The 23,188-nt window shown below is 68.4% G+C and carries 24 protein-coding genes; 7 read left to right on the top strand and 17 right to left on the bottom strand.

The window, feature by feature from the left end:
* Positions 1-17 precede the first annotated feature (17 nt).
* The 3 genes from arc to FHU39_RS07960 all read right to left on the bottom strand — a co-directional run bounded on the left by arc (position 18) and on the right by FHU39_RS07960 (position 4,042).
* Positions 18-1,634, bottom strand: a complete 1,617-nt coding sequence (arc, locus tag FHU39_RS07970; RefSeq protein ID WP_246336442.1) for a proteasome ATPase — start codon at positions 1,632-1,634, stop codon at positions 18-20.
* Between the two features lie 196 nt (positions 1,635-1,830).
* The gene (locus FHU39_RS07965; protein WP_343065782.1) at positions 1,831-2,856 is read right to left on the bottom strand and encodes a tRNA (adenine-N1)-methyltransferase; all 1,026 of its coding nucleotides are present in this window, start codon (positions 2,854-2,856) and stop codon (positions 1,831-1,833) included.
* Between the two features lie 43 nt (positions 2,857-2,899).
* On the bottom strand, positions 2,900-4,042 hold the full coding sequence (locus FHU39_RS07960; RefSeq protein WP_183319850.1) for a site-2 protease family protein: 1,143 nt from the start codon (positions 4,040-4,042) through the stop codon (positions 2,900-2,902).
* Between the two features lie 130 nt (positions 4,043-4,172).
* On the opposite strand from FHU39_RS07960, the gene FHU39_RS07955 reads away from it, so the two are divergent.
* A complete protein-coding gene (locus FHU39_RS07955; protein ID WP_183320952.1) occupies positions 4,173-5,015 on the top strand; it encodes a RecB family exonuclease in 843 nt (280 codons plus the stop codon).
* 14 nt (positions 5,016-5,029) lie between these two features.
* Here FHU39_RS07955 and FHU39_RS23780 read toward each other — a convergent pair whose 3' ends face one another.
* Both FHU39_RS23780 and FHU39_RS07950 read right to left on the bottom strand, forming a co-directional pair.
* Positions 5,030-5,236, bottom strand: coding sequence for a hypothetical protein (locus tag FHU39_RS23780; protein ID WP_221185176.1), 207 nt, complete (start codon positions 5,234-5,236; stop codon positions 5,030-5,032).
* Positions 5,217-5,669 (bottom strand): class I SAM-dependent methyltransferase, encoded by a 453-nt coding sequence (locus FHU39_RS07950; RefSeq protein WP_343065781.1) that lies wholly within the window; start codon positions 5,667-5,669, stop codon positions 5,217-5,219. The genes FHU39_RS23780 and FHU39_RS07950 overlap by 20 nt, the downstream gene beginning before the upstream one ends.
* A gap of 116 nt (positions 5,670-5,785) precedes the next feature.
* On the opposite strand from FHU39_RS07950, the gene FHU39_RS07945 reads away from it, so the two are divergent.
* Positions 5,786-6,523 (top strand): potassium channel family protein, encoded by a 738-nt coding sequence (locus tag FHU39_RS07945; protein ID WP_183319849.1) that lies wholly within the window; start codon positions 5,786-5,788, stop codon positions 6,521-6,523.
* Between the two features lie 59 nt (positions 6,524-6,582).
* Here the strand turns inward: FHU39_RS07945 and FHU39_RS07940 are convergent, their stop codons facing one another.
* Together FHU39_RS07940 and FHU39_RS07935 are read right to left on the bottom strand one after the other, a co-directional pair.
* Positions 6,583-6,987, bottom strand: coding sequence for a PIN domain-containing protein (locus tag FHU39_RS07940; protein WP_183319848.1), 405 nt, complete (start codon positions 6,985-6,987; stop codon positions 6,583-6,585).
* Entirely contained in the window at positions 6,972-7,223 is a 252-nt protein-coding gene (locus FHU39_RS07935; RefSeq protein ID WP_183319847.1) for a type II toxin-antitoxin system Phd/YefM family antitoxin, read from the bottom strand. Before FHU39_RS07935 ends, FHU39_RS07940 begins: the two co-directional genes overlap by 16 nt.
* Positions 7,224-7,301: 78 nt before the next feature.
* On the opposite strand from FHU39_RS07935, the gene FHU39_RS07930 reads away from it, so the two are divergent.
* Positions 7,302-7,754 (top strand): hypothetical protein, encoded by a 453-nt coding sequence (locus tag FHU39_RS07930; RefSeq protein ID WP_183319846.1) that lies wholly within the window; start codon positions 7,302-7,304, stop codon positions 7,752-7,754.
* 82 nt (positions 7,755-7,836) lie between these two features.
* Positions 7,837-8,271, top strand: a complete 435-nt coding sequence (locus FHU39_RS07925; RefSeq protein ID WP_221185175.1) for a GNAT family N-acetyltransferase — start codon at positions 7,837-7,839, stop codon at positions 8,269-8,271.
* Positions 8,272-8,457: 186 nt separating this feature from the next.
* On the opposite strand, the gene FHU39_RS07920 is transcribed toward FHU39_RS07925, so the two are convergent.
* The 3 genes from FHU39_RS07920 to metH all read right to left on the bottom strand — a co-directional run bounded on the left by FHU39_RS07920 (position 8,458) and on the right by metH (position 14,010).
* Complete coding sequence (locus FHU39_RS07920; RefSeq protein ID WP_183319845.1) at positions 8,458-9,036, bottom strand: DinB family protein; 579 nt, start codon at positions 9,034-9,036, stop codon at positions 8,458-8,460.
* 514 nt (positions 9,037-9,550) lie between these two features.
* Positions 9,551-10,186, bottom strand: coding sequence for an HAD family hydrolase (locus tag FHU39_RS07915; protein WP_281379685.1), 636 nt, complete (start codon positions 10,184-10,186; stop codon positions 9,551-9,553).
* Between the two features lie 98 nt (positions 10,187-10,284).
* Positions 10,285-14,010, bottom strand: a complete 3,726-nt coding sequence (metH, locus tag FHU39_RS07910) for a methionine synthase (protein WP_183320950.1) — start codon at positions 14,008-14,010, stop codon at positions 10,285-10,287.
* 267 nt (positions 14,011-14,277) lie between these two features.
* On the opposite strand from metH, the gene FHU39_RS07905 reads away from it, so the two are divergent.
* Positions 14,278-15,123 (top strand): PAC2 family protein, encoded by an 846-nt coding sequence (locus tag FHU39_RS07905; protein WP_183319843.1) that lies wholly within the window; start codon positions 14,278-14,280, stop codon positions 15,121-15,123.
* A 327-nt stretch (positions 15,124-15,450) separates the two neighbouring features.
* Here the strand turns inward: FHU39_RS07905 and mshC are convergent, their stop codons facing one another.
* Genes mshC through FHU39_RS07880 form a run of 5 tightly spaced genes read right to left on the bottom strand, consistent with a single transcriptional unit; the run spans position 15,451 to position 19,865 of the window.
* Complete coding sequence (gene mshC, locus FHU39_RS07900; RefSeq protein WP_183320949.1) at positions 15,451-16,692, bottom strand: cysteine--1-D-myo-inosityl 2-amino-2-deoxy-alpha-D-glucopyranoside ligase; 1,242 nt, start codon at positions 16,690-16,692, stop codon at positions 15,451-15,453.
* A 56-nt stretch (positions 16,693-16,748) separates the two neighbouring features.
* Positions 16,749-17,558 carry an SCO1664 family protein gene (locus FHU39_RS07895; protein WP_221185174.1) on the bottom strand — a complete coding sequence of 270 codons (810 nt, stop codon included), beginning with the start codon at positions 17,556-17,558 and terminating at the stop codon, positions 16,749-16,751.
* Positions 17,536-18,075 (bottom strand): DUF3090 domain-containing protein, encoded by a 540-nt coding sequence (locus FHU39_RS07890; RefSeq protein WP_183319841.1) that lies wholly within the window; start codon positions 18,073-18,075, stop codon positions 17,536-17,538. Before FHU39_RS07890 ends, FHU39_RS07895 begins: the two co-directional genes overlap by 23 nt.
* Positions 18,076-18,085: 10 nt before the next feature.
* Positions 18,086-18,796, bottom strand: a complete 711-nt coding sequence (locus FHU39_RS07885) for an MSMEG_4193 family putative phosphomutase (protein ID WP_183319840.1) — start codon at positions 18,794-18,796, stop codon at positions 18,086-18,088.
* Between the two features lie 4 nt (positions 18,797-18,800).
* Complete coding sequence (locus FHU39_RS07880; protein ID WP_183319839.1) at positions 18,801-19,865, bottom strand: LLM class F420-dependent oxidoreductase; 1,065 nt, start codon at positions 19,863-19,865, stop codon at positions 18,801-18,803.
* Positions 19,866-20,033: 168 nt separating this feature from the next.
* On the opposite strand from FHU39_RS07880, the gene FHU39_RS07875 reads away from it, so the two are divergent.
* On the top strand, positions 20,034-20,978 hold the full coding sequence (locus FHU39_RS07875) for an aldo/keto reductase (protein WP_183319838.1): 945 nt from the start codon (positions 20,034-20,036) through the stop codon (positions 20,976-20,978).
* A gap of 3 nt (positions 20,979-20,981) precedes the next feature.
* Here the strand turns inward: FHU39_RS07875 and FHU39_RS07870 are convergent, their stop codons facing one another.
* Positions 20,982-21,356: a hypothetical protein gene (locus tag FHU39_RS07870; protein WP_183319837.1), complete on the bottom strand. Its 375-nt coding sequence runs from the start codon at positions 21,354-21,356 to the stop codon at positions 20,982-20,984.
* A 94-nt stretch (positions 21,357-21,450) separates the two neighbouring features.
* Between FHU39_RS07870 and FHU39_RS07865 the strand changes: the two genes are divergently transcribed.
* Positions 21,451-21,636, top strand: coding sequence for a DUF5703 family protein (locus FHU39_RS07865; RefSeq protein WP_183319836.1), 186 nt, complete (start codon positions 21,451-21,453; stop codon positions 21,634-21,636).
* Between the two features lie 204 nt (positions 21,637-21,840).
* Here FHU39_RS07865 and FHU39_RS07860 read toward each other — a convergent pair whose 3' ends face one another.
* Complete coding sequence (locus tag FHU39_RS07860; RefSeq protein WP_183319835.1) at positions 21,841-23,175, bottom strand: M20/M25/M40 family metallo-hydrolase; 1,335 nt, start codon at positions 23,173-23,175, stop codon at positions 21,841-21,843.
* Between the last annotated feature and the right edge of the window lie 13 nt (positions 23,176-23,188).

Genomic DNA, 23,188 nt, shown 5'->3' with positions numbered 1-23,188 from the left:
ACCCTCCAACGAACCGGCTACAGGTACTGCCCGGTGCCCTTGATGGAGTCGATAGACCGGCCCGGCTCGGCGCCGTCCTTGCCGTCGATGAGCGTGCGGATGTAGACGATCCGCTCGCCCTTCTTGCCGGAGATCCGCGCCCAGTCGTCGGGGTTGGTGGTGTTGGGCAGGTCCTCGTTCTCCTTGAACTCGTCGACGCACGAGCGCAGCAGGTGGTCGACCCGGATGCCCTTCTGACCGGTGGTCAGTTGGTCCTTGATCGCCATCTTCTTGGCGCGGTCGACGATGTTCTGGATCATCGCGCCGGAGTTGAAGTCCTTGAAGTAGAGGACCTCCTTGTCGCCGCTGGCGTAGGTGACCTCCAGGAACTTGTTCTCGTCGATCTCGGTGTACATCCGCTCCACGGACGCCTGGATCATCGCCTCGACGGTCTCCTGTGCGGAGTTGTTGTGCTCGGCGAGGTCGTCGGCGTGCAGCGGCAGCTCCGGCACGAGGTACTTGCTGAAGATGTCCCGCGCGCTCTCGGCGTCCGGGCGTTCGATCTTGATCTTCACGTCGAGACGCCCGGGTCGCAGGATCGCCGGGTCGATCATGTCCTCCCGGTTGGAGGCGCCGATGACGATGACGTTCTGCAACTGCTCGACGCCGTCGATCTCGGCCAGCAACTGCGGCACGATGGTGGTCTCGACGTCGGAGGAGACACCGGACCCGCGGGTGCGGAACAGCGACTCCATCTCGTCGAAGAACACCACCACGGGTGTGCCGTCGGAGGACTTCTCGCGGGCCCGCTGGAAGATCAGCCGGATGTGCCGCTCGGTCTCACCGACGTATTTGTTGAGCAGCTCGGGGCCCTTGATGTTCAGGAAGTATGCCGTCTCGTCGCGTCCGGTCTTCTCGGCCACCTTGCGGGCCAGGCTGGCCGCCACGGCCTTGGCGATGAGCGTCTTGCCGCACCCGGGAGGGCCGTAGAGCAGCACGCCCTTGGGCGGCCGCAGCGCGTGCTCCCGGAAGAGGTCAGCGTGCAGGTAGGGCAGCTCGACCGCGTCGCGGATCTGCTCGATCTGCCCGGTCAGGCCACCGATGTCCTCGTAGCGGATGTCGGGGACCTCCTCCAGCACCAGGTCGGCGACCTCGGCCTTCGGGATGCGCTCGAAGACGAACCCGCTGCGGGTGTCGCACAGCAGCGAGTCCCCGGCCCGGATGACCTGCCCCCGCAGGTTGTCGGCGATCCGGCAGACCCGCTCCTCGTCGGCGTGCGCGATCACCAGCACGCGGTCCTCGCCGAGCAGCTCCTTGGCCTGGACGAGCTCACCGACCCGCTCGAAGCCGACGGCGGCGACGACGTTGAGTGCCTCGTTGAGCATGACCTCGCGGCCGATCTGCAGGTCGGCGGGGTCGATGGAGGGGCTGACGGCGACGCGCAGTTTGCGGCCGCTGGACAGGATGTCGGCGGTGGCGTCGTCGTGGGTCTCGATGATGACGCCGTATGACGCGGGCGGTTGCGCGAGCCGGTCGACCTCGCTCTTGAGGTTGACGATCTGCTCGCGGGCTTCCTTGAGGGTGCGCACGAGACGTTCGTTCTGCGCCGACAGGGTGCCGACGGACGCCTGCAGTTGCCGGACCTGCTGCTGCAGCTCGCCGGCGTTGGCGCGGGAGGAGACCGCAAGTCGTTCGCGAAGGGTCCGGATCTCGCGCTGCAGGCTCTCGACGGAGCTCTTCGGCGCATCTGAGTCGTGGGGGTGATCGGTCACGGTCGGCCTCCTTCGCGCGAGGACGACAGGTTGTCGTCACTGCGGTTCGATGCCCACTGACCCTAACTCGCAAACATGTTCAGGCCGTAGGCGGCTCGCCTGCCGAACGTTGCAATTTGCGCAGCTTCTTCTCCGATACCGGGCGTTCGCCCAGATTTTCGGGCGTCCAGTCCTCGTCGGAGCTGCCGGCGTCGAAGACGCCCGTCTCACCATCTGGAGCGTCGAGACCGTCATACGCGCCCTTGGCGGGGCGCCGTTTGCGGAACGGCGGGGTCACCCCGGGCGCCAGCCGGCGGGTGGAGATGAGGAACCCGGTGTGACCGTGCATGCGGTGCTGCGGGCGCACCGCGAGTCCTTCCAGGTGCCAGCCGCGCACGATCGACTCCCACGCCTGCGGCTCGGTGTAGCCGCCGTGCGCGCGTACCGCCTCCGCGACGCGGGACAACTGGGTCGCGGTGGCGACATACGCGATGAAGACCCCGCCCGGGACGAGGGCGTCGCCGGCGGCGTCGAGGCACTCCCAGGGCGCGAGCATGTCGAGCACGACCCGGTCCACGGAGCCCGGCTCGGCGACCCGGGGCAGCACCTCGACGAAGTCGCCGACCGATACGGTCCACGCCGGGTGCTCGCCGCCGAAGAAGGTGCGCACGTTGCCCTTGGCGATGTCGGCGAACTCGGCGCGCCGCTCGATCGAGTGCAGGCTGCCGTGGTCGCCGACGGCGCGCAGCAGCGACATCGACAGCGCGCCCGACCCGACGCCGGCCTCGACGACGCGCGCCCCCGGGAAGATGTCGGCCATGGCAATGATCTGGCCGGAGTCCTTCGGGTAGACCACGGCGGCGCCGCGGGGCATCGACATCACGTAGTCGGACAGCAACGGCCGCAGCACGAGGTATTCGGTGCCCGCGGTGTTGGTGATGGTGCTGCCGTCGGGCAGGCCGATCAGGTCGTCGTGGTCCAGGTGCCCGCGGTGGGTGTGGAACTGCTTGCCGGGGGTCAGCTGCAGCGTGTGCATCCGCCCCTTCGGGTCCGTCAACTGCACACGCTCGCCTTCGGCGAGGGGTCCGCGCCGGGCTGCGGCTCCGGTGGGTTCGGGCGATGTCACGATGGCCAAGCCTAAGTCACCGCGAAACGGGGAGTCGGCCCGGTCACGCGGCCGGCGACGCCGCCCGGTTCTCGGCCTCCGCGAGCGCGTCGCCAAGTGCCTGGATCGACACCAGCCCGGCCGGCCGGCCCTCCAACAGCACGAACAGCTCCTGTATGGCGCCGCCGACGCCTTGCGCGGCACGCACCAGCGCGGTCACATCGGCGTCGACCGAGTCGACCTGGGTCACCCAGCCGGACGGCTGCACCCGCGCGAGTGAGGCCGCCGTCACCTGCTGCGCGGTCGGGAGAGTGACGGTGTGCAGGTCGGACTGGGCGATGACACCCCACGCCTGACCCTGCCGGTTGACGACCACCACGTCGGCGTCGTGCGGCAACTGGGCGGCGGGTACTTCGTCGCTGACCACGTGGACCGGGCGCAGCACGTCCCGGATCCGGACCTTGGCGAGGAGCCGGCCCGACCGGGCGCGGGCGATCGCACCGGTCGCGCCGAACCAGAGGAATCCGGCGATGAGCACCGACCACAGCACGTAGAACGTGTCGGGGGTGTCACCGCGGGTGAGCGGCAGCACCACCGCCCACACGACCAGCAGCACGGCCAGCACGCGCCCGCACCAGCCGGCGACCACGAGCCCGGCGGACCGGGAACCGGTGATCCGCCAGACGACCGCGTCGAGGATGTAGCCGCCGTCGAGCGGCATACCGGGCAGCAGGTTGAAGATGGCGACGAAACCGTTGGTGAAGACGAATGCTCCGACGAGCAGCCGGGCGACCTCGCGGTCGTCGCCCATGCCCTGCAGCACGAACCACCCAGCCACGGCGAGGGCGGCGTTCGCCAGCGGCCCGACGACCGCGACGAGCGCGCTCGACAGGGGTGACTTGTCGTCGGACTCGTACGCCGTGTGACCGCCCCACAGATCCGCGACGATCCGTTGCACGTGGAAACCCCGCCACTGGGCGACGAGTGCGTGCGCCGCCTCGTGGGCCACCACCGACAGCAACAACAACAGCGTGTAGAGCAGCGCGACGAAGTAGGCGGTGCCACCCAGATCGGGGTAGCTGTTCCTGACCTGCGGGCCGAACGTGGCGATCACCACGACGGCGATGATCGGCCAGGTGCGGCCGATGTAGATCGGGACGCCGCGCAGCGTGCCCAGCTGCCAGCCGGGCCGGTCCGCGTTCGCCATTCACCCAGCCTACGTGCAGCCCGGGACCGCTCTCCCGCCACGGGTGTCAGCACCGGCGGATAACGTCACAGGCGTGGATCAGGTCACCGACGTTGCGAGCCAGGTGCCGGCGGACACCGAGCCCCGGCAGCTGCGCCCTGCCCTGTCCCCCAGCCGAGCCGGTGACTTCATGCAGTGCCCGCTGCTCTACCGCTTCCGGGTCGTCGACCGGTTGCCGGAGGAGCCGTCCGCGGCCGCTGCCCGGGGCACGCTGGTGCATTCGGTCCTGGAGCGGCTCTTCGATGCGCCGGCCGCGGAGCGGACCGTGGAGGCCGCGATCGCGCTCGTCGCACCGCAGTGGGCGGCGCTGCTGGAGCAGGAGCCGGAGCTCGCGACCCTGATCGGCGAGGAGGGCACGGACGAGCAGACCTGGTTCGGCGACGCCGCCGAGCTGGTCCGCCGCTGGTTCGCCCTGGAGGACCCGACCCGGCTGGAGCCGGCCGAGCGGGAGCTGTATGTCGAGGCCGACGTCGACGGGCTGACGCTGCGCGGCTACATCGACCGGCTCGACGAGGCGCCGGGCGACCTGCTGCGCGTGGTGGACTACAAGACCGGCCGGTCACCGTCCGAGCTGTTCGAGGCCAAGGCGCTGTTCCAGATGAAGTTCTACGCGCTGGTGCTCTGGCGGACCCGGGGCGTGGTGCCCAACATGCTGCAACTGGTCTACCTCGGCAACAGCGAGATCGTCCGCTACCTGCCGGACGAGCGTGACCTGCTGGCCACCGAGCGCAAGGTCAAGGCGGTCTGGGCGGCGATCGAGCGCGCCGCCCGCACCGGTGACTGGCGCCCGCACCGCAGCAAGCTGTGCGACTGGTGCAGCCACCAGGCACTCTGCCCGGAGTTCGGCGGCACTCCCCCACCGTTGCCGCCGGACGCACTCGGTGTCGCTCTCGACCCGCAGCGAGCCGGTGCGGCGTCACCGGCCGACGACTGAGTCCAGCACGGTCGTCAATCTGAAGGCTTGACGCCCACGACGAGGAATTGCGGGGCGGTCGCCGGTGGCTGCCGCGGGAAGCGCTGGTCGACAACGAGCTCCAACCCAGCGGCGGTCAGCAGTTCGATGATCTGCTCCGGCTGGTATCGATGGGTCGTCCACGCAACCGGAACGTCGCCGTAGCAACTGGTGCGCGGATGGTCACCCTCGCCCCGGTGCATGCCGATCATGGCCGCCGGGGCGCAGCGCGGTGGCCATCGTCGCGATCACCTTGGGCAGCCATTCGCGTGGCAAGTTGAACCACGACCACCAGCCGAGCACTCCGCCCAGTGACTGCGGCTCGGGCCGCAGGTCGGTGACCGAGGCGACCTCGAACGCGACATCTGGGAACTGACGCCGCGCGTGGTCGATCATGCGCGGGGACAGGTCGATGCCTGACACGTCGACCCCGTTGTGGTGGAGGTAGTTCGAGATCCACCCCGGTCCGCATCCGGCATCGAGCACCGGGCCGACAGTCCGCACTTGCTCGCCAAATGCGTCTAACGCGGCGCGTAGCCATGGGCCGGGATCAGCGACCATGCGCGCGTAGTTGTCGGCCACCGCGTCGTAGGACGCCCGGACAGCTTCGAGGTCTGCAGGAGCGTCGACTGTCACGATAGGTGACCCTAGACGCCCGGTCCGACACCGTCGTAGCACCTTTCACCGATCCACTCAGCGATCCGCACGCGGGGTTGATCCCGCGGCGGGCAGTCGTGGGGTACTTGTAGGGGATGAATGATGACGAGGCTCGTGTGCAGCGATGGGAGGCGTGGGCCGACTGGCCGTTGACCGGGATCGCCCTGTTGTTCTTGGTCGCGTATGCCGTACCCATCCTCGGTACGCACCTGTCGGGCCGATGGGATCACTTCTACGACGTCGTGACGTGGGCTTCGTGGGCGGCCTTCGCCGCGGACTACCTGGTCCGGCTGAGCCTGGCCCGTCGGCGCGTCGCGTTCGTCAGGCGCAACGTGATCGATCTGGTCGTGGTCGTGGTCCCGATGCTGCGACCGTTGCGCCTGCTGCGCGTGCTTGCCCTGGTCAACATTCTCAGTCGCCGTACCGGGACGTCGTTGCGTGGCCGTGTCGGTGTCTACGTCACCGGTTCGATGGTGCTGTTGCTGTTCGTCGGCTCGCTCGCAGTCCTCGACGCGGAACGGGACGCGGCCGGATCCAACATTCACTCGTTCGGGGAGGCGCTGTGGTGGTCGCTCGTCACCGTCAGCACCGTCGGGTACGGCGACTTCTACCCGGTGACTACAACAGGACGGCTGGTCGGTGCGGGCATGATGATCGCCGGCATCGCGCTGCTCGGTGTCGTGACCGCGTCGGTGGCAACGTGGTTCATCGACAAAGTTCGTGAGGTCGACAGCCAGGCGTCGACCGCGACCCGACAAGACATCGCCGAACTCGGCGCGAAGATCGATGAACTGCACGCACTGCTCGACCAACATGGCATCACAACCAAGTAGTGGTCCTCCGCCCAGCATCTCCGAGCCCGTAGTCCCGCAGAGAACCCGTCGCTGCCCGCTCAGCTGACCACGATGCAGTCGACCCCTGGAAGGTCACCGAAGTGGGCGTTGCGGTCCGTGGTCAACACTGTGCGACTGGTGGCCACGGCGGTCGCGGCGATGATCAAGTCGTGTGCGCGACCTGGCGTCCCGGTGCGGTGAACGTGTGCCAGGAGGCGCCCGTGCGCCTCAGCGGTGGCCAAGTCATAAGGCTCGACCGGCAAGGTCTCCAAGACCTTGATGAGGAACTCGTTGCGTGCCGCGCGGTGAGCTTCAGTGGCCAGTTCGATGCCGGTGCGTAACTCGGCCACCGTGATCGCAGCGATGACGAGATCGTCATCCTCGGTGATGACCGCCGCTAGTCCGGCACGTGCCCGTTCGGACGCGACGAGTACCCCGGTATCGATGATCAGTCGGCGGGCCACACCGGTCCTTCGAGCACTGCGGCTTCTCGGGCCGCAGTGACATCGGCAGCAAAGCCCTCGTCGGTTGCGTTCCCATCCAGCAACGCGAGGAAGTCGGCGCCGTTGCTTGCATCGGCTGGGCCGATCGTCGCGATTCTTCGACCCCCCCGAGTGACGACCACGGAGTGTCCCCGTTCCGCTTCGTCCAAAATGGCAGCGAACGAACGGCTCGCCTCGGTTGCCGTCACGGTGCGCATGCAAATCAGATTATCTGATTCGTACTGTCCCGGCAACCGGCCTGCGCCCGCGTCCGGTGCGGCATCGCCGACCGACCAGTGACACCCGGGCGGTTGCGCATCGGCGCCGGCGAGACCGTCGATCTGTATGACGGGACGGGTCGCCACCGCGCACACATCCCCTACGACAGCATCGACGGCTGGCACACCTCCGCGGAGAAGTACTTGCCGTTGCTCCAGAGCGACCGGTTCACGGTCGATCTGGAGCCCGGTGGCCAGCTGAAGGGCTGGCGACCCAACTACGGATCGCTCAAGCGGAGTTCCTACGACTACCGACTCGAGGTCGACGGCCGGGTTTACGACGTCGCGCTCCCGGACGGTGAGCGGCTGGACGGCGCGCCGTTGGCAACGCTCACGAAGGCGGCAGGTCCGCCATACAGCGTCCAGACGGCGCGTCCGCCGGACGAGCTCGACGAGCTGGTGCTGGTCGTGGCGCAGCGAGGTCTCAGCGCCTACAGCGCCGGAGTGATCGCCAACATCACCAACCTGTGACCGCCGGCATCGGGATCGTTGGCTGGCCCCGTCGTTGAATATCCGCCTCGGATGTCAGGATGCACGTGTGAATGAGCCAACCGTGACGGTCTACACCGAGCGAGATCAACCAGGATTCGCAGAGTTGGTCAATGACGTCCATGCTGAGTTCGGGTTCAGCGTCGATCCGGAGCTTGCCGCCGACCTGGACAACCCAACGGCCTACTACCGGCACTTGTGGATGGTCAGGCTCGAGGACGGGGCGGTCGTCGGTTCAGTCGCTCTCACTCCGCCAGAGCACAGGGTCACCACACTGAAACGGATGTACTTGCGGCCCGAGCATCGCGGCCGCGGCCTGGGCCGGCAGCTTCTCACACTTGCCATCGCAACGTCCCGCCGCGATGGCTGCAGGCTGATCGTCCTCGATACCAGCGATCGCCAAACCGACGCCATCCGGCTGTACGAGGCAGCAGGATTTCGGTTGCACCACACGTCTGGGATCACGCGCTACTACACGCTGGACATCACGGAACCGTAGTTGCGGTAGCCGAACATCAAGTGGGGCAAATCGTCGGCGCTCGGCCCCGAGTCGACAAGGCTCTATCAATGGTTTCGCTGACGGTGAGCCAGTGGTCCAGTGCCGAGTGGCTCGCTCTCGGCGGAGCGTGCAGAAGTATGCCGCAGCCGCCAGGTCCCGCAACGGGTCCGCTCTGCGCACGGATGGTTAGCCAGCCGACCGGGCAGCTGCTTCGATCAGTTCACGCCGCTGGGCCCAGAATGCCTGATCGTGCTGCTGGTCGGCCATGGCTTCCGCATCAGTACCCACCGCACCGTCCAGCTGCTCGCGCAAGATGTCGGAGTGCCCGGCGTGCCTGCTCGTCTCGGCGAGCAAGTGGACAAGGACGTTGAACAGTGGCACCTCCGCGTCCTCCCACCACGCCACACGGCCCGTGCTGTCGAGCCGCAGCGCGGCGACCGTGGCGTCGCTGTGATCCCACACCCGTCGGTAACGGTCGATGATGTCATTGCGCGACTCCTGCCCGGTCGCCCACATGTCGGCGAGCCGCTCTGCTTCGCTGTCCCATCGAGGCAACGGTTCGGGAAATGGACGCTGGAAGACCTCACCGAGATACCGGGCCTCCCATGTCGCCAAGTGCTTCACCAGGCCCAGCAGATTCGTCCCGGTGACGGTGAGCGGACGACGAACGTCATACTCGGAGAGCCCGTCGAGCTTGGACACCAGCGCTTCGCGCTCGTGCTTGAGGTAGTTGTACAGATTTGCCTTGGCCGCGTCGTCGTCCATGGCACAGGATCCTGCCCCACTCGTGCTCTTCACAGCAGCAGCCTGCGAGTTGGGTGCTTCTTGCCAACGACGAACTCGGGGATGATTGCTCGACCGGCGACCGATCGGCTACCGGGCCAGATCCGACGGGATGAGCGAGTAGTACACGGCGTCCACTCGTTGCCCATCGCGGTTCTCGGTGCAGGATCGCAAGACACCTTCACGATGAAAGCCGCTGGCCGCGGCAACGTGTAGCGACGCAGTGTTCGTGGCGGCCGCCCACAGCTGGACCCGTGCGACGCCGGTGGTGGTCAATGCCCCGGTCGCGACCAGGCGGGTCGCGCGCGCTGCCAGCTTTAGAGCTCGTGTCGGCAGGCGGTAGACCTCACCCCTGATCTCGTCCTGGATCGCACGGACCTCGGCCAGGTCAGCGGGGTCGTCGGCGATGGCTCGGCCTCCGCGGCAGCAACTGCGCGGCGTTCGTCGCGACGCAATGCGGTGCGTCCAGGGCCTGTTCAGTGGCCGCAGCGGAGCCTCAACCGCGCTGAACGACTGCGCGCAGCCGGCCAGGGGTGAGCCCGACCAACGTGTCGACGCGGGTTGCACCGTCGATCTCCGGCACCGCGGTGACGTGTGGGACCGCGATGGTGGGAACGCCGGCAGAGACGGCCGCACGCACACCGGGGATCGAGTCCTCGATCGCCACGCACTCGGAGGCGGGCACGCCGAGCGCCGCCACCGCCGTCGTGTAGGCCTCCGGGTCCGGTTTCCCCTTGCTCACCTTGTCACCGGTGACGACCACCGTGAAGGTGCCTTCCGGCACCGCATCGATGAGGACGCCGGCGAAGGACTCGTACGACATCGTCACCAGCGCGTTCGGAATCCCCTCTGCCACCAGGTGTTTCAGCAGTTCAGCGGCGCCCGGGCGCCACGGCACGTGCCGGCGCATGCCGGCGATCACCCGCTCGAGCAGGTAGTCGACGATCTCCTCGGTGGACAACGTCACCGGGCTGTTGTCCCGGATGATCTGGCCGGAGACGATCAGCGAATTACCGACCAGTTGATGGGCCATGTCGTCGCCCCACACGCCGCCGTACGACGCGACCAGCTCCTTCTCGGCAGCGATCCACAGCGGTTCGGTGTCGACCAGCGTCCCGTCCATGTCCCACAGGACAGCTGCGGGTAGGGCGGGACCTCGATGCGCTCCGTCACTGCGTTCTGCCGCTACGCGGCCATTGCTGACGGCGGTCGGTTGATCGGTGCTGATGGTCAGTCCTCCGGCTCGTATCCGAGGCTCGAGGAGAGCCAGCGCTCGGCCTGCCGCATCGTCCAGCCCTTGCGCTCGGCATACGAGCTGACCTGGTCCTTGCCGATCCGGCCGACGACGAAGTACTGCGACTCCGGGTGCGAGAAGTACCAGCCGCTCACCGCGGCGCCGGGCCACATCGCCATCGAGTCGGTCAGCTCGATGCCGGTCTGGTTGGTCGCATCGAGCAGATTGAAGAGCGTGAGCTTCTCGGTGTGGTCCGGACAGGCCGGGTAGCCCGGTGCCGGCCGGATGCCGCGGTACTTCTCGGCGATGAGTTCGTCGTTGCTGAGCCGCTCGTCCGGTGCGTAACCCCACAGGTCGTGCCGCACGACGGCGTGCATGCGCTCGGCGAACGCCTCGGCGAGTCGATCGGCCAGCGACTCCAGCAGGATCCCGCTGTAGTCGTCGAGTTCGGCCTTGAACTCCATGATCTTGTCGGGTGCGCCAAGACCGCCGGTGACGGCGAAACCGCCGACGTAGTCGGGCAGCCCGGTGTCCTTCGGGGCGACGAAGTCAGCCAGCGACCGGTTGGGGACACCGGCGCGGTGGTGGCCCTGCTGGCGCAGGTGGTGCAGCACCGTGCGGACCTCGCGACGGGACTCGTCGGTGTAGACCTCGACGTCGTCCCCGACGGCATTCGCCGGGAAGAACCCCACGACGCCGTTGGCCTGCAGCCAGTGCTCGTCGATCAGCCGGTCCATCATCACCTGTGCGTCGTCCCACAGCTTGCGGGCCGCCTCACCACTCGCCGGGTTGTTGAGGATGTCGGGGAACCGGCCCTTCAACTCCCACGCGTTGAAGAACGGCTGCCAGTCGATGTATTCGCGCAGCGTCTCCAGCGAGTAGTCCTGGAACGTGCGGGTGAATGACGAGATCGGCCCGAGTTCGCCGTCGTTGCCGATGTCGCGAGCCTGCTGCAGCAGGAAGTGCGGGCGCGGCGGCTGGTAGTCGCTCCAGTCGATCGGGGTGCGCCCGGCGATCGCATCGTCATACGAAAGCAGAGGCCGCTCAGTGCCTTTCGCGGCATGCCGCTTGCGGATCGACTCGTAGTCGGCGTCGATGTCGGCCATGAACGCCGGCCGCCGCTCGTCGGACAGCAATGCGGCCGCGGTCGGGACGGACCGTGACGCGTCCTTCACCCATACGACCGGACCGTGGTACTTCTGGGTGATCTTGACGGCGGTGTGCGCGCGGGACGTCGTGGCCCCGCCGATCAGCAACGGGATCTCGAACCCCTGTCGCTCCATCTCCGCGGCGAGGTTGACCATCTCGTCCAGCGACGGTGTGATCAGCCCGGACACCCCGATCATGTCGGCGTTCTCGGCCTTGGCGGTGTCGAGGATCTTCTGGCCGGGCACCATCACGCCCAGGTCGACGACCTCGTAGTTGTTGCACTGCAGCACGACACCGACGATGTTCTTGCCGATGTCGTGGACGTCGCCCTTGACCGTCGCCATCACGATCTTGCCGTTGGTGCGCTCGGCGTCGCCCGGCTTCTTCTCCGCCTCGATGAACGGAATCAGGTGTGCGACAGCCTTTTTCATCACGCGCGCCGACTTCACGACCTGCGGCAGGAACATCTTGCCGGCGCCGAAGAGATCACCGACGACACCCATGCCGTCCATCAGCGGGCCCTCGATCACCGTCAGCGGGCGCTCACCCTGCTCGAGCAGCTCCAGCCGCATCTGTTCGGTGTCGTCGACGATGAACTCGTCGATGCCCTTCACCAGGGCGTGCGTGATCCGTTCACGCACCGGGGCGTTGCGCCACTCGTTCGCGGTGCTGTCGTCGACCTTCTCCCCCGCCTTGTTGAACTCCTGGGCGATCTCGAGCAGACGTTCGGTCCCGTCCTCGCGCCGGTTGAGGATCACGTCCTCGATCCGATCGCGCAGCCGCTCGTCGATCTCGTCGTAGACGGCCAGGGCACCGGCGTTGACGATGCCCATGTCCATGCCGGCGTGGATCGCGTGGTAGAGGAAGACGGCGTGGATCGCCTCCCGGACCGGGTTGTTCCCGCGGAAGCTGAACGACACGTTGGACACGCCACCGGAGATCAGTGCTCCTGGCAGATTCTGCTTGATCCACTGCGTCGCCTCGATGAAGTCGACGCCGTAGTTGGCGTGCTCCTCGATGCCCGTCGCCAGGGCGAAGATGTTGGGGTCGAAGATGATGTCCTCCGCCGGGAAGTGCACCTCCTCGGTGAGGATCTTGTATGCCGCCTGGCAGATCTCCTTCTTCCGCTCCGCCGTGTCGGCCTGGCCGACCTCGTCGAACGCCATCACGACGACCGCCGCGCCATACTTCCGGCACAGCTTGGCGTGCTCGATGAAGCTGTCGACGCCTTCCTTCATCGAGATCGAGTTGACGATGGACTTGCCCTGGACGCAACGCAATCCGGCCTCGATGACCTCCCACTTGGAGGAGTCGATCATGACCGGGACCGTGCAGATGTCGGGCTCGGAGGCGATCAGCTTGCAGAAGCGGTCCATCGCCGCGACGCCGTCGATCATGCCTTCGTCCATGTTGATGTCGATCACCTGCGCGCCGGCCTCGACCTGCTGGCGGGCGACGCTGAGAGCGGTCGAGTAGTCGCCCTCCTTGATCAGCTTGCGGAAACGCGCCGACCCCGTGATGTTGGTGCGCTCACCGACGTTGACGAACAGCGACTCCTCGGTGATGTTCAGCGGTTCCAGCCCCGAAAGGCGCATGGCCGGCGACGGCTGCGCGGGCTGCCGCGGTGCGGCGTCCACGATGCGTCTGCCGATCTCGGAGATGTGCTCCGGGGTCGTGCCGCAACAGCCGCCGAGGATGTTGACCAGGCCGTCGGTCGCGAAGCCGCCGAGCACGTTCGCCATGTCCTCGGGGGTCTGGTCGTATTCGCCGAAGGCGTTCGGCAGCCCGGCGTTGGGGTAGCAGAAGGTGAAGCAGTCGGCCAGCCGTGACAGCTCGGCGGCGTACTGGCGCATGTCGGCGGCACCCAGCGCGCAGTTGAAGCCGACCGCGAGCGGCTGCGCGTGCCGGATGCTGTTCCAGAACGCCTCGGTCAGTTGCCCGGACAGGGTGCGGCCGGAGGCGTCGGTGATGGTGCCGGAGATGAACACCGGCCAGCGCCGGCCGCGCTCCTCGAAGAGCGTCTCCAGCGCGAAGATCGCCGCCTTGGCGTTGAGGGTGTCGAAGATGGTCTCGACCAGCAGCAGGTCGCTGCCGCCGTCGACCAGGCCGGAGGCCTGCTCGTGGTAGGCCTCGACGAGTTCCTCGAAGCTGACGTTGCGGGCGCCCGGGTCGTTGACGTCGGGTGAGATGGACGCGGTCCGGTTGGTCGGTCCGAGGGCGCCCGCGACATACCGGGGGTGCTCGGAAGTCGTGACCGCGTCGCAGGCCGCACGAGCCAGCTTCGCCGACTCGTAGTTGAGCTCGTAGCTCAGCTCCTGCATGCCGTAGTCGGCCATCGAAATACGCTGGGCGCTGAAGGTATTGGTCTCGATGATGTCCGCACCGGCGGCGAGGTACTCGTCGTGGATCGACCGGATCACCGCCGGGTTGGTGATCGACAGCAGATCGTTGTTGCCCTTGACGTCCTGGGACCAGTCCGCGAAGCGTTCCCCGCGGAACTCCTCCTCGGAGAGCTTGTGCCGCTGGATGAACACCCCCATCGACCCGTCCAGGAGGAGTACCCGCTGCGCCATCGCGGCGCTCAGGGTGTCGGTGGCGTCTGGTCGAACCAGGGAGAGGTCGCGTGTCGACGGTGTCACACGCGCAATGTCGGAGCGGCTGCTCACTGTGGGGTCCCTTCAGGGAAGTTTGCGCAGAACGGCATGATTCTAACGGGACTGTCGTTGTCACTCTCGGTGGTCTCGAACATCGGTCCGTGACCGCGCGTTTGAGAGGGCCACGGGCGCCGACACTGCTTAAGCTGCTGTCTGCAGCCGTATCGAAGGACGAGGAGGAGCCGGGTGATCGAACTCGAGGACGTGCCGCTGCTGCGCGACCCGATCATGATCGCCGCGTTCGAGGGGTGGAACGACGCGGGCGAGACCGCCTCCGCGACCGTCGGGCACCTGATCGGGACGTGGGACGCGGTGCCTGTCGCCCAGCTCGACCCGGAGATCTACTACGACTTCCAGGTCAACCGGCCGCGCATCACGAGCGACACCGGCCGCCGCGAGATCGTCTGGCCGACGACCCGCATCTTCCTGGCGCAGGACACGCCGCTGGACCGCGACGTCATCCTGGTGCAGGGCATCGAGCCGTCGATGAAGTGGCGCAGCTTCACCGAGGAGCTGATGGGCTTCGCGGCCGAGTGCGGTGTGGGCATGATCATCACCCTCGGCGGGCTGCTGGCCGACGTCCCGCACACCCGCCCGATCCCGGTCACCGTCACCTCCGAGCACGAGGAGACCCGGCAGCGGTATGACGTGGAGGGCAACCGCTACGAGGGTCCGACGGGCATCGTCGGCGTCTTCACCGACGCCGCACACCACGCCGGCGTCCCGACCCTGTCCTGCTGGGCCGCGGTGCCGCACTACGCCGGCGCCAGCCCGTCCCCGAAGGCGACACTGGCGCTGCTGACCCGGCTCGAGGAGCTCTTCGACGCGCTGATCGGGCACGCCGACCTGCAGGAGCAGGCACGGGCCTGGGAGCACGGCGTCGACGAGCTGGCCGCCTCCGACGACGAGGTCGCCGAGTACGTGCATTCGCTGGAGCAGACCCAGGACACCACCGAGCTGCCGGAAGCCAGCGGTGATGCCATCGCGCGGGAGTTCGAGAAATACCTGCGCCGCCGCGAGACCGACGACTAACCCGCGACCGTCGGCACTTCGGGACGCCCTCCGCCGGCAAACCCGTCCCCTACCCGCGACCGTCGGCACTTCGGGACGCCCTCCGCCGGCAAACCCGTCCCCTACCCGCGACCGTCGGCACTTCGGGACGCCCTCCGCCGGCATACCCGTCCCCTGCCCGCGACTGTCGGCACTTCGGGACGCCGTCCGCCGGCAAACCCGTCCCCAACCCGCGACCGTCGGCACTTCGGGACGCCGTCCGCCGGCAAACCCGTCCCCTACCCGCGACCGTCGGCACTTCGGGACGCCGCCTCGGGACGCCCCGGGACGCCTAGGGACGCCCCCGACTCAGCCCCGTATGCCGAGCAGCGCGTCCAGTGCGTCGATCACCCGCGGGCTCGGCGAGCCGGTCTCGGCCCCTGCCGCCCACTCGTCCACCAGCTCCAGCGCCTCGGCGCTGTGCAGGTCGTGCGCGAGGGCGTCGCGGATGCCGTCGATCAGCTGGTCGGCGTCCTCGTCGCCACGGCACTGCAGGGCACGCGTCCACCGGTCCCAGCGCTTCACGGCGTTGTCGAGCAGCCCGTCGGTGTACTCCCACGGCGTGCGGTAGTGCTGCGCCAGCAGCACCAGCCGGATCGCCATCGGGTCGACGCCGGCCCGGCGCAGCTGTGACACCCGCACCAGGTTGCCCTTGGACTTGCTCATCTTCTCGCCGTCGTAGCCGACCATCGCCTGGTGCGCGTAGGCGTGCGCGAACGGTGGGTCGTCGGTCAGCGCGACCGCCTGCACGGCGGACATCTCGTGGTGCGGGAAGATCAGGTCGGTGCCGCCACCCTGCAGGTCGAAGCCCATGCCGAGGTGATCCAGCGCGATGGTGGTGCACTCCACGTGCCAGCCCGGACGGCCGCGGTGCAGGCTCCTGCCGTCCCACGCGGGTTCCCCGGCGCGCTCCACGCGCCACAGCAACGGGTCCAGCCGGTCGCGCTTGCCGTCCCGGTCGGGGTCTCCCCCGCGCTCGGCGAAAACCTCCAGCATCTGCTCCCGCGTCCAGCCGCTCTCCGAGCCGAAGGTCGGCTGGGTGGACAGGTCGAGATAGACGTCTTCCGCACCGGGCTCGACGGCGTCCGGAGTCGCGATCGTGTAGGTCACGCCCTTGGCGGCCAGGCCCTCGATCGTCGCAACGTGCCGCTGCATCGTCTCGACGACGCTCACGTAGTGGTCCGGCGGCAGCACCCGCAGCGCTTCCATGTCGGTGTGGAACAGCTCGATCTCCTGGGTGGCCAGGTCGCGCCAGTCCACGCCGTCTCGCGCCGCGCGCTCCAGCAGCGGGTCGTCGATGTCGGTGACGTTCTGCACGTACCGGACCGAGTGCCCGGCGTCCCACAGCACCCGCGCCGCGAGGTCGAACGTCACGTAGGTCGCCGCGTGCCCGAGATGCGTGGCGTCATACGGGGTGATCCCACAGACGTACATCGTGGCCGTAGCACCGGCACGGATGTCTTCGACACTGTCCGATCGGTGCTGCCAGAGGGACAGCTGACGGCCGTTCCCTTCCACACGAGGCAGATTCGGAGAGGCCCACGGAGCAATGGTCACGCCTTCCAGGATAAGCGGATCACCTCTCCGCTCGTGTCCCCGGGCCGAGCTCACCAGAGCGGCCAGGGCAGCGGATGCCGGTCGTCCGGCGGCGCGGGCATCCGGCCGGCGTCCAGCAGGTCCTCGATGCGCTCCTCGAGGGCAGCAACTTCATCGTCCTGTATGACGTGCCGCAGCTTCTCGCCCAGCGTGCCGCTGACCGCGTCGGCCAGCTCGGTCAGCCGCGCGCATTCCGCGTCGCGCAGCTGCTCGCCGGCGAAGCCCCACAGGACGGTGCGCAGCTTCTCCTCCGCGTGCAGCGTCAGGCCGTGGTCCACGGCATACAGGTGCCCCTCGTCGACGATGAGCGCGGAACCCTTGCGGTCGGCGTTGTTCAGCACCACGTCCAGCAGCGCGACCTCGCGCAGTTGCTCCTGCGCGCCGTGCGAGACCACGAGCGGCCGGTCGTCGTCGTCGCGGACGCCGAGCACCGGCAGGTAGTTGTCCGGCACCGCGGCGATCGGGTCGATGCGCAGCAGGCCGTTGTCGGTGACCGGCTCGAGCGGACCCACCCACTGCTGCACCGAGCCGGCGCCGAACGGCCCGTCCACGCGCAGCGCCGTCACCGGCACGCAGTCCCAGCCCCCGGCCGTGGCGACCAGGTAGGCGGCGTACTCGCGCCCCGCCAGCGACCCCTCGGGGAAGTCCCACAGCGGGCGTTCCCCGCGGATCGGTTTGTAAACGGCGCAGACCCGTTCGTCGTCGGCGTCGATCCAAACGCGCAGCACCAGGTTGGACGCCTCGACGAGCCGGCCCTCCACCTCCAGCGGGCCGTCGTTCAGCAGCCGCTGCAGGCGTTCAGCGTCGATAGCCGTTGGCACGGGGGCAGATGTGGCCGTCCGGGTCGAGCGGACCACCGCAGAAGGGACACGCCGGGCGGCCGTCGGCGACGGCTGCCAGCCCGCGGCGGGCGAATTCCCGGGCCTGCGCGGCGTCCAGCAGCACCCGGACGAGTTGCGCGTCGGGGTCGGTCACCTCGCGCAGTTCCTCCCCGTCCTCGGTCGGCTCCAGCTCGACCTGCCGATCGTGGGCCTCGATGATCAGCACCTGCTGCTCGGGCTCCCAGGCCAGGCTGAGCGTGCTGACCCGGAACTCGTCCTCGATCGGCGGCGTCAGCGGCTCGTTGTCCTCCTCGGCGACCGGCAGGTCCTCGTCGATCGCCAGCTCGTCCAGCAGGTCGTTGACCCGCTCCGCGAGCACGGCAACCTGCTCCTTCTCCAGCGACACCGACACCACCCGCCGGCCCTGGACCGCCTGCAGGAAGAAGGTGCGTGCACCGGGCGGGCCGACGGTGCCGGCGACGAACCGGTCCGGGTGGTTGAACTCTTGGGTCGGCATATCGCTGAGCCTAATCCGATGTGCCGGCGCCGGTCTCGCCTCCGGGTGTCGCGTCGCCAGACGGGTCTGGTTTGACGTGGAGGTCACCGAGGTCGCCCGTCGCATCGTTGATCCGCAGCACGAACGGGCGCCGTGCGGTGTAGCGGACCGCGCTGACCGACGCCGGGCCGACGACGATGCGCTGGAACTCGTCGAGGTGGTTGCCGAGGGCGTCCGCGAGGACCGCCTTGATGACGTCGCCGTGGGACACCGCGACCCAGATCGCGCCGGCACCGTGCTCGGCCTCCACCTGCGCGTCGATCTCCCGCACCGCCGCGACGGCCCGCGCGGACATCTCCGCCAGCGACTCGTGCGCGTACTCAGGCGATGGCGGGAACACCGCTGCCGACGGCTGGTCCTGGACGGTGCGCCACAGGTCGTCCTTGGCCAGTTCGCTGATCTTGCGCCCGGTCCAGGCACCGTAGCGGCACTCACCGAGTCGCTCGTCGGTCTCGACGGGTATGGCGAGGGACCCGCCGCTGACCGCGGCCGCCGTCTCCTGGCAGCGCTGCAGCGGGCTGCTGACGATCCGCGCGATCGGCAGTTGTTCCAGTCGTTTCCGCGCGTCCCGGACCTGCCGCTCACCGGTTTCGTCGAGGCCGATGTGGGGCGTCCAGCCGGCCAGCACGCCGGAGGTGTTGGACGTGGTGCGGCCGTGCCGCAGCAGCAGAACCGTGGCCATCGGGTCAGCGCAGCCCTTCGGCGTCCATGATGTCGGCGAGCGTGTGCAGCGCGGCGATCCGTTCGGGCAGGTTTTCGCCGGTCGGCGACACGTTGAGCGTGGTCACGCCTGCCTCGGCATACGCATGCAGTCGCTCGGCGATGTGCTCGCGGGGCCCGATGAGGGCGGTGCGGTCGATGAAGTCGCGCGGCACGGCCGCCGCCGCATCGCGGTGCTTGCGGTCCAGGTAGAGGTCCTGCACTTGTTGCGCGGCGTCCTCGAAACCCATCCGCCGGGCAAGCGCGTTGTAGAAGTTCTTCTTCCGTGAACCCATGCCCCCGACATACAGCGCCGCATTGTCACGCAGGCGGTCGGCGCCGGTGTCGAGGTCGTTCGCGATGCTCAGGCCCGCGGACGCAGCGATGTCGAATCCGTCGAGGGCGCCGCCCTCGTGTCCGGCCTTCTCGCGGCCGGTGCGCAGCTGCTGCAGTTGCTCGGGAAGGTGCTCGGGGCTGACGAAGATGCCCAGCCAACCGTCGGCGATCTCACCGGTGAGCTCCATGTTCCGCGGCCCGATCGCGGCCAGATAGATCGGCACCTGCGGCCGTTCCGGCAGCAGGAGCAGCCGCAGGGCCTTGCCGGGGCCGTCCGGTAGCGGCAATTCGAAGTGTTTGCCGTGGTATTCGACGTTCTTGCGTCCGAACGCGAGGCGGATGATGTCGACGTACTCCCGGGTGCGGCCCAGCGGATCATCGAACCGCACACCGTGCCAGCCCTCGCTGACCTGTGGCCCGGAGACCCCCAGGCCGAGCCGGAAACGGCCACCGGTGATCTTGTCGAGCGTCGCCGCGGTCATGGCGGTCATCGCAGGCGTCCGCGCGGGGATCTGGAACACCGCGCTCCCCCACTCCAGATCCTTGGTGAAGGCACTGAGGTATGCCGCCAGTGACGGCACATCCGAGCCGTACGCCTCCGCCAGCCAGGCGACCCGATAACCCGCCCGGTCCGCGGCCTTGCACAGCTCCTTCATCGCGGCGAGGTCGTCGGTGCCGGCGGTGCCCCAGTACCCGAGGTTGATGCCAAGATCCATGGGGTCGACGCTACCCTTCGATACGGCCTCCGCAAGCTCCGGCCTACCCTTCGATACGGCCTCCGCAAGCTCCGGCCTACCCTTCGATACGGCCTCCGCAAGCTCCGGCCTACTCAGGGCGGCGCCCGGTTACGGGGAGACAGGAGCGTTGCCCACTACGGTTGTCCCGTGCAATCGGTGAATGTGGGCAGGTCCGGGCTACGGGTGAGCGAACTCACACTGGGCACGATGAACTGGGGGGACACGGTCGACGAGGTCTTCGCGGAGGAGATCCTGCAGGATTTCCGCGACGCCGGCGGGACGACGATCGACACGGCGTACGGCTACGGCGACGGTGACGCGGAGGAGATCCTGGGCCGGCTGATCAAGCAGAGTGACCGGGACGAGCTGGTGCTCGTGGGCAAGGCGGGCATCTCCCGCACGACCGGGTCGCGGGTCGTGGACACCTCACGGGGCACCCTGTTGAGCCAACTCGATGCGTCCTTGCACCGGCTGGGGACCGATCACCTCGATCTGTGGTTGGTGCACACCTGGGCGGACGACGTGCCGCTCGCCGAGACGATGTCCGCACTGGAACACGCCGTGACCACGGGTCGGGCGCGGTATGTCGGGGTCTCCAACTACAACGGCTGGCAGCTGGTGGCCGCCGCTGCCGTGCTTCGTGATGCACGGATCCCGTTGACCGCCAACGAGATCGAGTACTCCTTGGTGGAGCGCTCGGCGGATGCCGAACTGGTGCCGGCCGCCGCGCATGTCGGCGCGGGGCTGCTGGCCTGGGCGCCACTTGGCGGTGGCGTGCTCACCGGCAAGTACCGCCGCGGGGTGCCGGCCGATTCGCGTGCGGCGTCGGGACGGCATACCGGCTGGGCGGCCCGGCGGCTGGGCGGCGCCGCCGACCCGATCGTGGATGCCGTGGCCACCGCGGCTGACGGTCTCGGTGTCAGCCCTGCGCAGGTCGCGCTCGGCTGGGCACGCGCACGTCCCGGGATCAGTTCACTGATCGTCGGGGCGCGTAACAGGACGCAGCTCCGGACGGTGCTCGAGGGTGCCGAGACGTCCTTGCCGCCGGCGATCGCGCAGGCGCTGGACGACGTGTCCGACAGCAGCCGGTAGGACCTACGTGCGGTCGGAGTCCTCGAAGTCGAGGTCGTCGGTGTCGTCACCGGACAGCCCGATGTACCGCTCGTCGTCGTCCTCGTCGCGCAGGTCTTCCGCCAGATCCTCGGCGTCCTCGTCCTCGTCGGATTCGTCCTCGATGTCCTCGTCCTCATCGGGTTCGTCGTCATCGTCGCCGGTGTAGACCTCCAGCGGGGTGACCTCGCCGTAGGTGTCCATGAGGGCGTCGTCGTAGTCCTCGAAGGCGTCCGCGAGGTCGCGGTAGGCCGCGACCACCGCCGGGTCGTTCTCGCTGCGCCGGGATGCGGCGGCCTCCAGGTGTCGTTCCAACGCACTCACCAGGGCGGACAATGCGGCACGCGGGTCTGCGGTCATGGATCGACCGTACCGGTTCGGAGGCTCTTCGTAATAGAGCAACGCCCCTGCCAGAGCGCCGGACTGGAGCTTCTTCGGGTGATAATGGGCGGCGATGACCGAGTACGAGTTCCGAGTGCTGAACTTCCCGCGCAACACGAGCCGCACGGACGTGCGGCAGGTACTGGCCGACCACGCCGAATACGGCCACTGGGAGCTGGCCCGCACGCGTCTCTACCTCGGCGGCGCACGCCGGGTCTGGTTGCGGCGCCGCATCATCCGTGTCCGCCGCACCGCCTAGCCCCCCTCGCGGGTTGAGTAAGCCGAGGCCAACAGCGATGGTTGAGTAGGCCGAGGCGCTAGCGCCAACAGCGATGGTTGAGTAGGCCGAGGCGCTAGCGCCAACAGCGATGGTTGAGTAGGCCGAGGCGCTAGCGCCAACAGCGATGGTTGAGTAGGCCGAGGCGCTAGCCGAGGCCGTATCGAAACCCCACCCGCGCCATACTCAGCAGTCGGCGAGAAACTCCCCAAGCACCCGCGCGCCGAACTTCAGCGACTCCACCGGCACCCGCTCGTCGATGCCGTGGAACATCGGCGCGAAGTCGAGGTCGGCGGGCAGCTGCAGCGGCGCGAATCCGTAACCGGTGATGCCGAGCTTCTTCAGCGCCTTGTTGTCGGTGCCGCCGGACAGGCAGTAGGGCAGGATCGCGGCCTCCGGGTCCTGGGACAGCAGGGCACGCTTCATCGATTCGACGAGCGGCGCGTCGAACGGCGCCTCGAGCGCGATGTCGTGGTGCAGCACCTCGACCTCGACGTGCTCGCCGGCCAGCTCCCGGATGGTCGCCATGAGGTCGTCCTCGTGCCCCGGCAGGTAGCGGCAGTCGAGCGACGCCGAGGCCGTCTGCGGGATGACGTTGTGCTTGTAGCCGGCGTTCAGCATGGTGAAGTTGGACGTGTCTCGCAGGGTGCCCTCGACGAAGCCGCGGGCGCCGCCGAGCTTGCTCAGGACCGGGCCGAGGTCGTCGTCGCTGTATGCCGCACCGGACAGGTCCGCGAGCCCGTCCAGCAGTTGCCGCACCGACGCGATGTATTCGCGCGGCCACTCGTGGGCGTCGATGCGGGCGATGGCCTGCGCCAGCCGCACGACGGCGTTGTCGTCGTTGGGCACCGATCCGTGGCCGGCCCGGCCGTGGGCGTGCAGCCGCAGCCAGGCGATGCCCTTCTCGGCAGTCTGCAGCAGGTAGGCGCGCTGCTGGCCGGCCTTCCCGTCGAACGTGACCGAGTAGCCGCCGACCTCGCTGATCGCCTCGGTGACGCCCTCGAACAGCTCCGGGTGGTTGTCGACCAGCCAGTGGCTGCCCTTGACGCCGCCCGCCTCCTCGTCGGCGAGGAATCCGACGACCAGGTCACGCGCCGGTTTGCGACCGGTGCGGGCCAGCTCCCGCACACAGGACAGGATCATCGCGTCCATGTCCTTCATGTCGACGGCGCCACGGCCCCAGACGCAGCCGTCCTTGATCTCCGCCCCGAACGGATCAACCTGCCAGTCCTCGGGATTCGCCGGCACTACGTCGAGGTGGCCGTGCACGGCGAGGGCGCCGCGGTCGGAGTCCTCGCCCTCGATCCGGATCAGCACGGAGGCGCGGCCTGGTTCGCTCTCCAGCAGCACCGGGTCGAGCCCGACCTCGATCAGCTCCTGCATGACGTACTCGGCCGCCTTGCGCTCGCCGGGGCCGCTGCCGTCGCCGTAGTTGCTGGTGTCGATGCCGATCAGGTCCTGCGTGATCCGCACGACCTCGTCCTCAGCAGTCACGGTCTGCTCGCCGTCGTGGTCCGTCATACGACCAGCCTGC

The sequence above is a fragment of the Flexivirga oryzae genome (assembly GCF_014190805.1).
GTDB classification, from domain to species: Bacteria; Actinomycetota; Actinomycetes; order Actinomycetales; family Dermatophilaceae; genus Flexivirga; species Flexivirga oryzae.
Note: the sequence above shows the minus strand (reverse complement) of the source record. Positions and strands in the feature narration are given on the sequence as shown.

Bases quoted from the DNA above. Each gene is read 5' to 3' on its own strand.
- FHU39_RS07935 (WP_183319847.1), bottom strand. From the start codon at position 7,223: ATGCGCACCGTGACGGCAACCGAGGCGAGCCGTTCGTTCGCTGCCATT.
- FHU39_RS23780 (WP_221185176.1), bottom strand. From the start codon at position 5,236: ATGCACCGGGGCGAGGGTGACCATCCGCGCACCAGTTGCTACGGCGAC.
- FHU39_RS07860 (WP_183319835.1), bottom strand. From the start codon at position 23,175: ATGACGGACCACGACGGCGAGCAGACCGTGACTGCTGAGGACGAGGTC.
- metH (WP_183320950.1), bottom strand. From the start codon at position 14,010: ATGGCGCAGCGGGTACTCCTCCTGGACGGGTCGATGGGGGTGTTCATC.
- FHU39_RS07880 (WP_183319839.1), bottom strand. From the start codon at position 19,865: ATGGATCTTGGCATCAACCTCGGGTACTGGGGCACCGCCGGCACCGAC.
- FHU39_RS07865 (WP_183319836.1), top strand. From the start codon at position 21,451: ATGACCGAGTACGAGTTCCGAGTGCTGAACTTCCCGCGCAACACGAGC.
- FHU39_RS07945 (WP_183319849.1), top strand. From the start codon at position 5,786: ATGAATGATGACGAGGCTCGTGTGCAGCGATGGGAGGCGTGGGCCGAC.
- FHU39_RS07870 (WP_183319837.1), bottom strand. From the start codon at position 21,356: ATGACCGCAGACCCGCGTGCCGCATTGTCCGCCCTGGTGAGTGCGTTG.
- FHU39_RS07890 (WP_183319841.1), bottom strand. From the start codon at position 18,075: ATGCCGACCCAAGAGTTCAACCACCCGGACCGGTTCGTCGCCGGCACC.
- FHU39_RS07960 (WP_183319850.1), bottom strand. From the start codon at position 4,042: ATGGCGAACGCGGACCGGCCCGGCTGGCAGCTGGGCACGCTGCGCGGC.
- FHU39_RS07920 (WP_183319845.1), bottom strand. From the start codon at position 9,036: ATGGACGACGACGCGGCCAAGGCAAATCTGTACAACTACCTCAAGCAC.
- FHU39_RS07885 (WP_183319840.1), bottom strand. From the start codon at position 18,796: ATGGCCACGGTTCTGCTGCTGCGGCACGGCCGCACCACGTCCAACACC.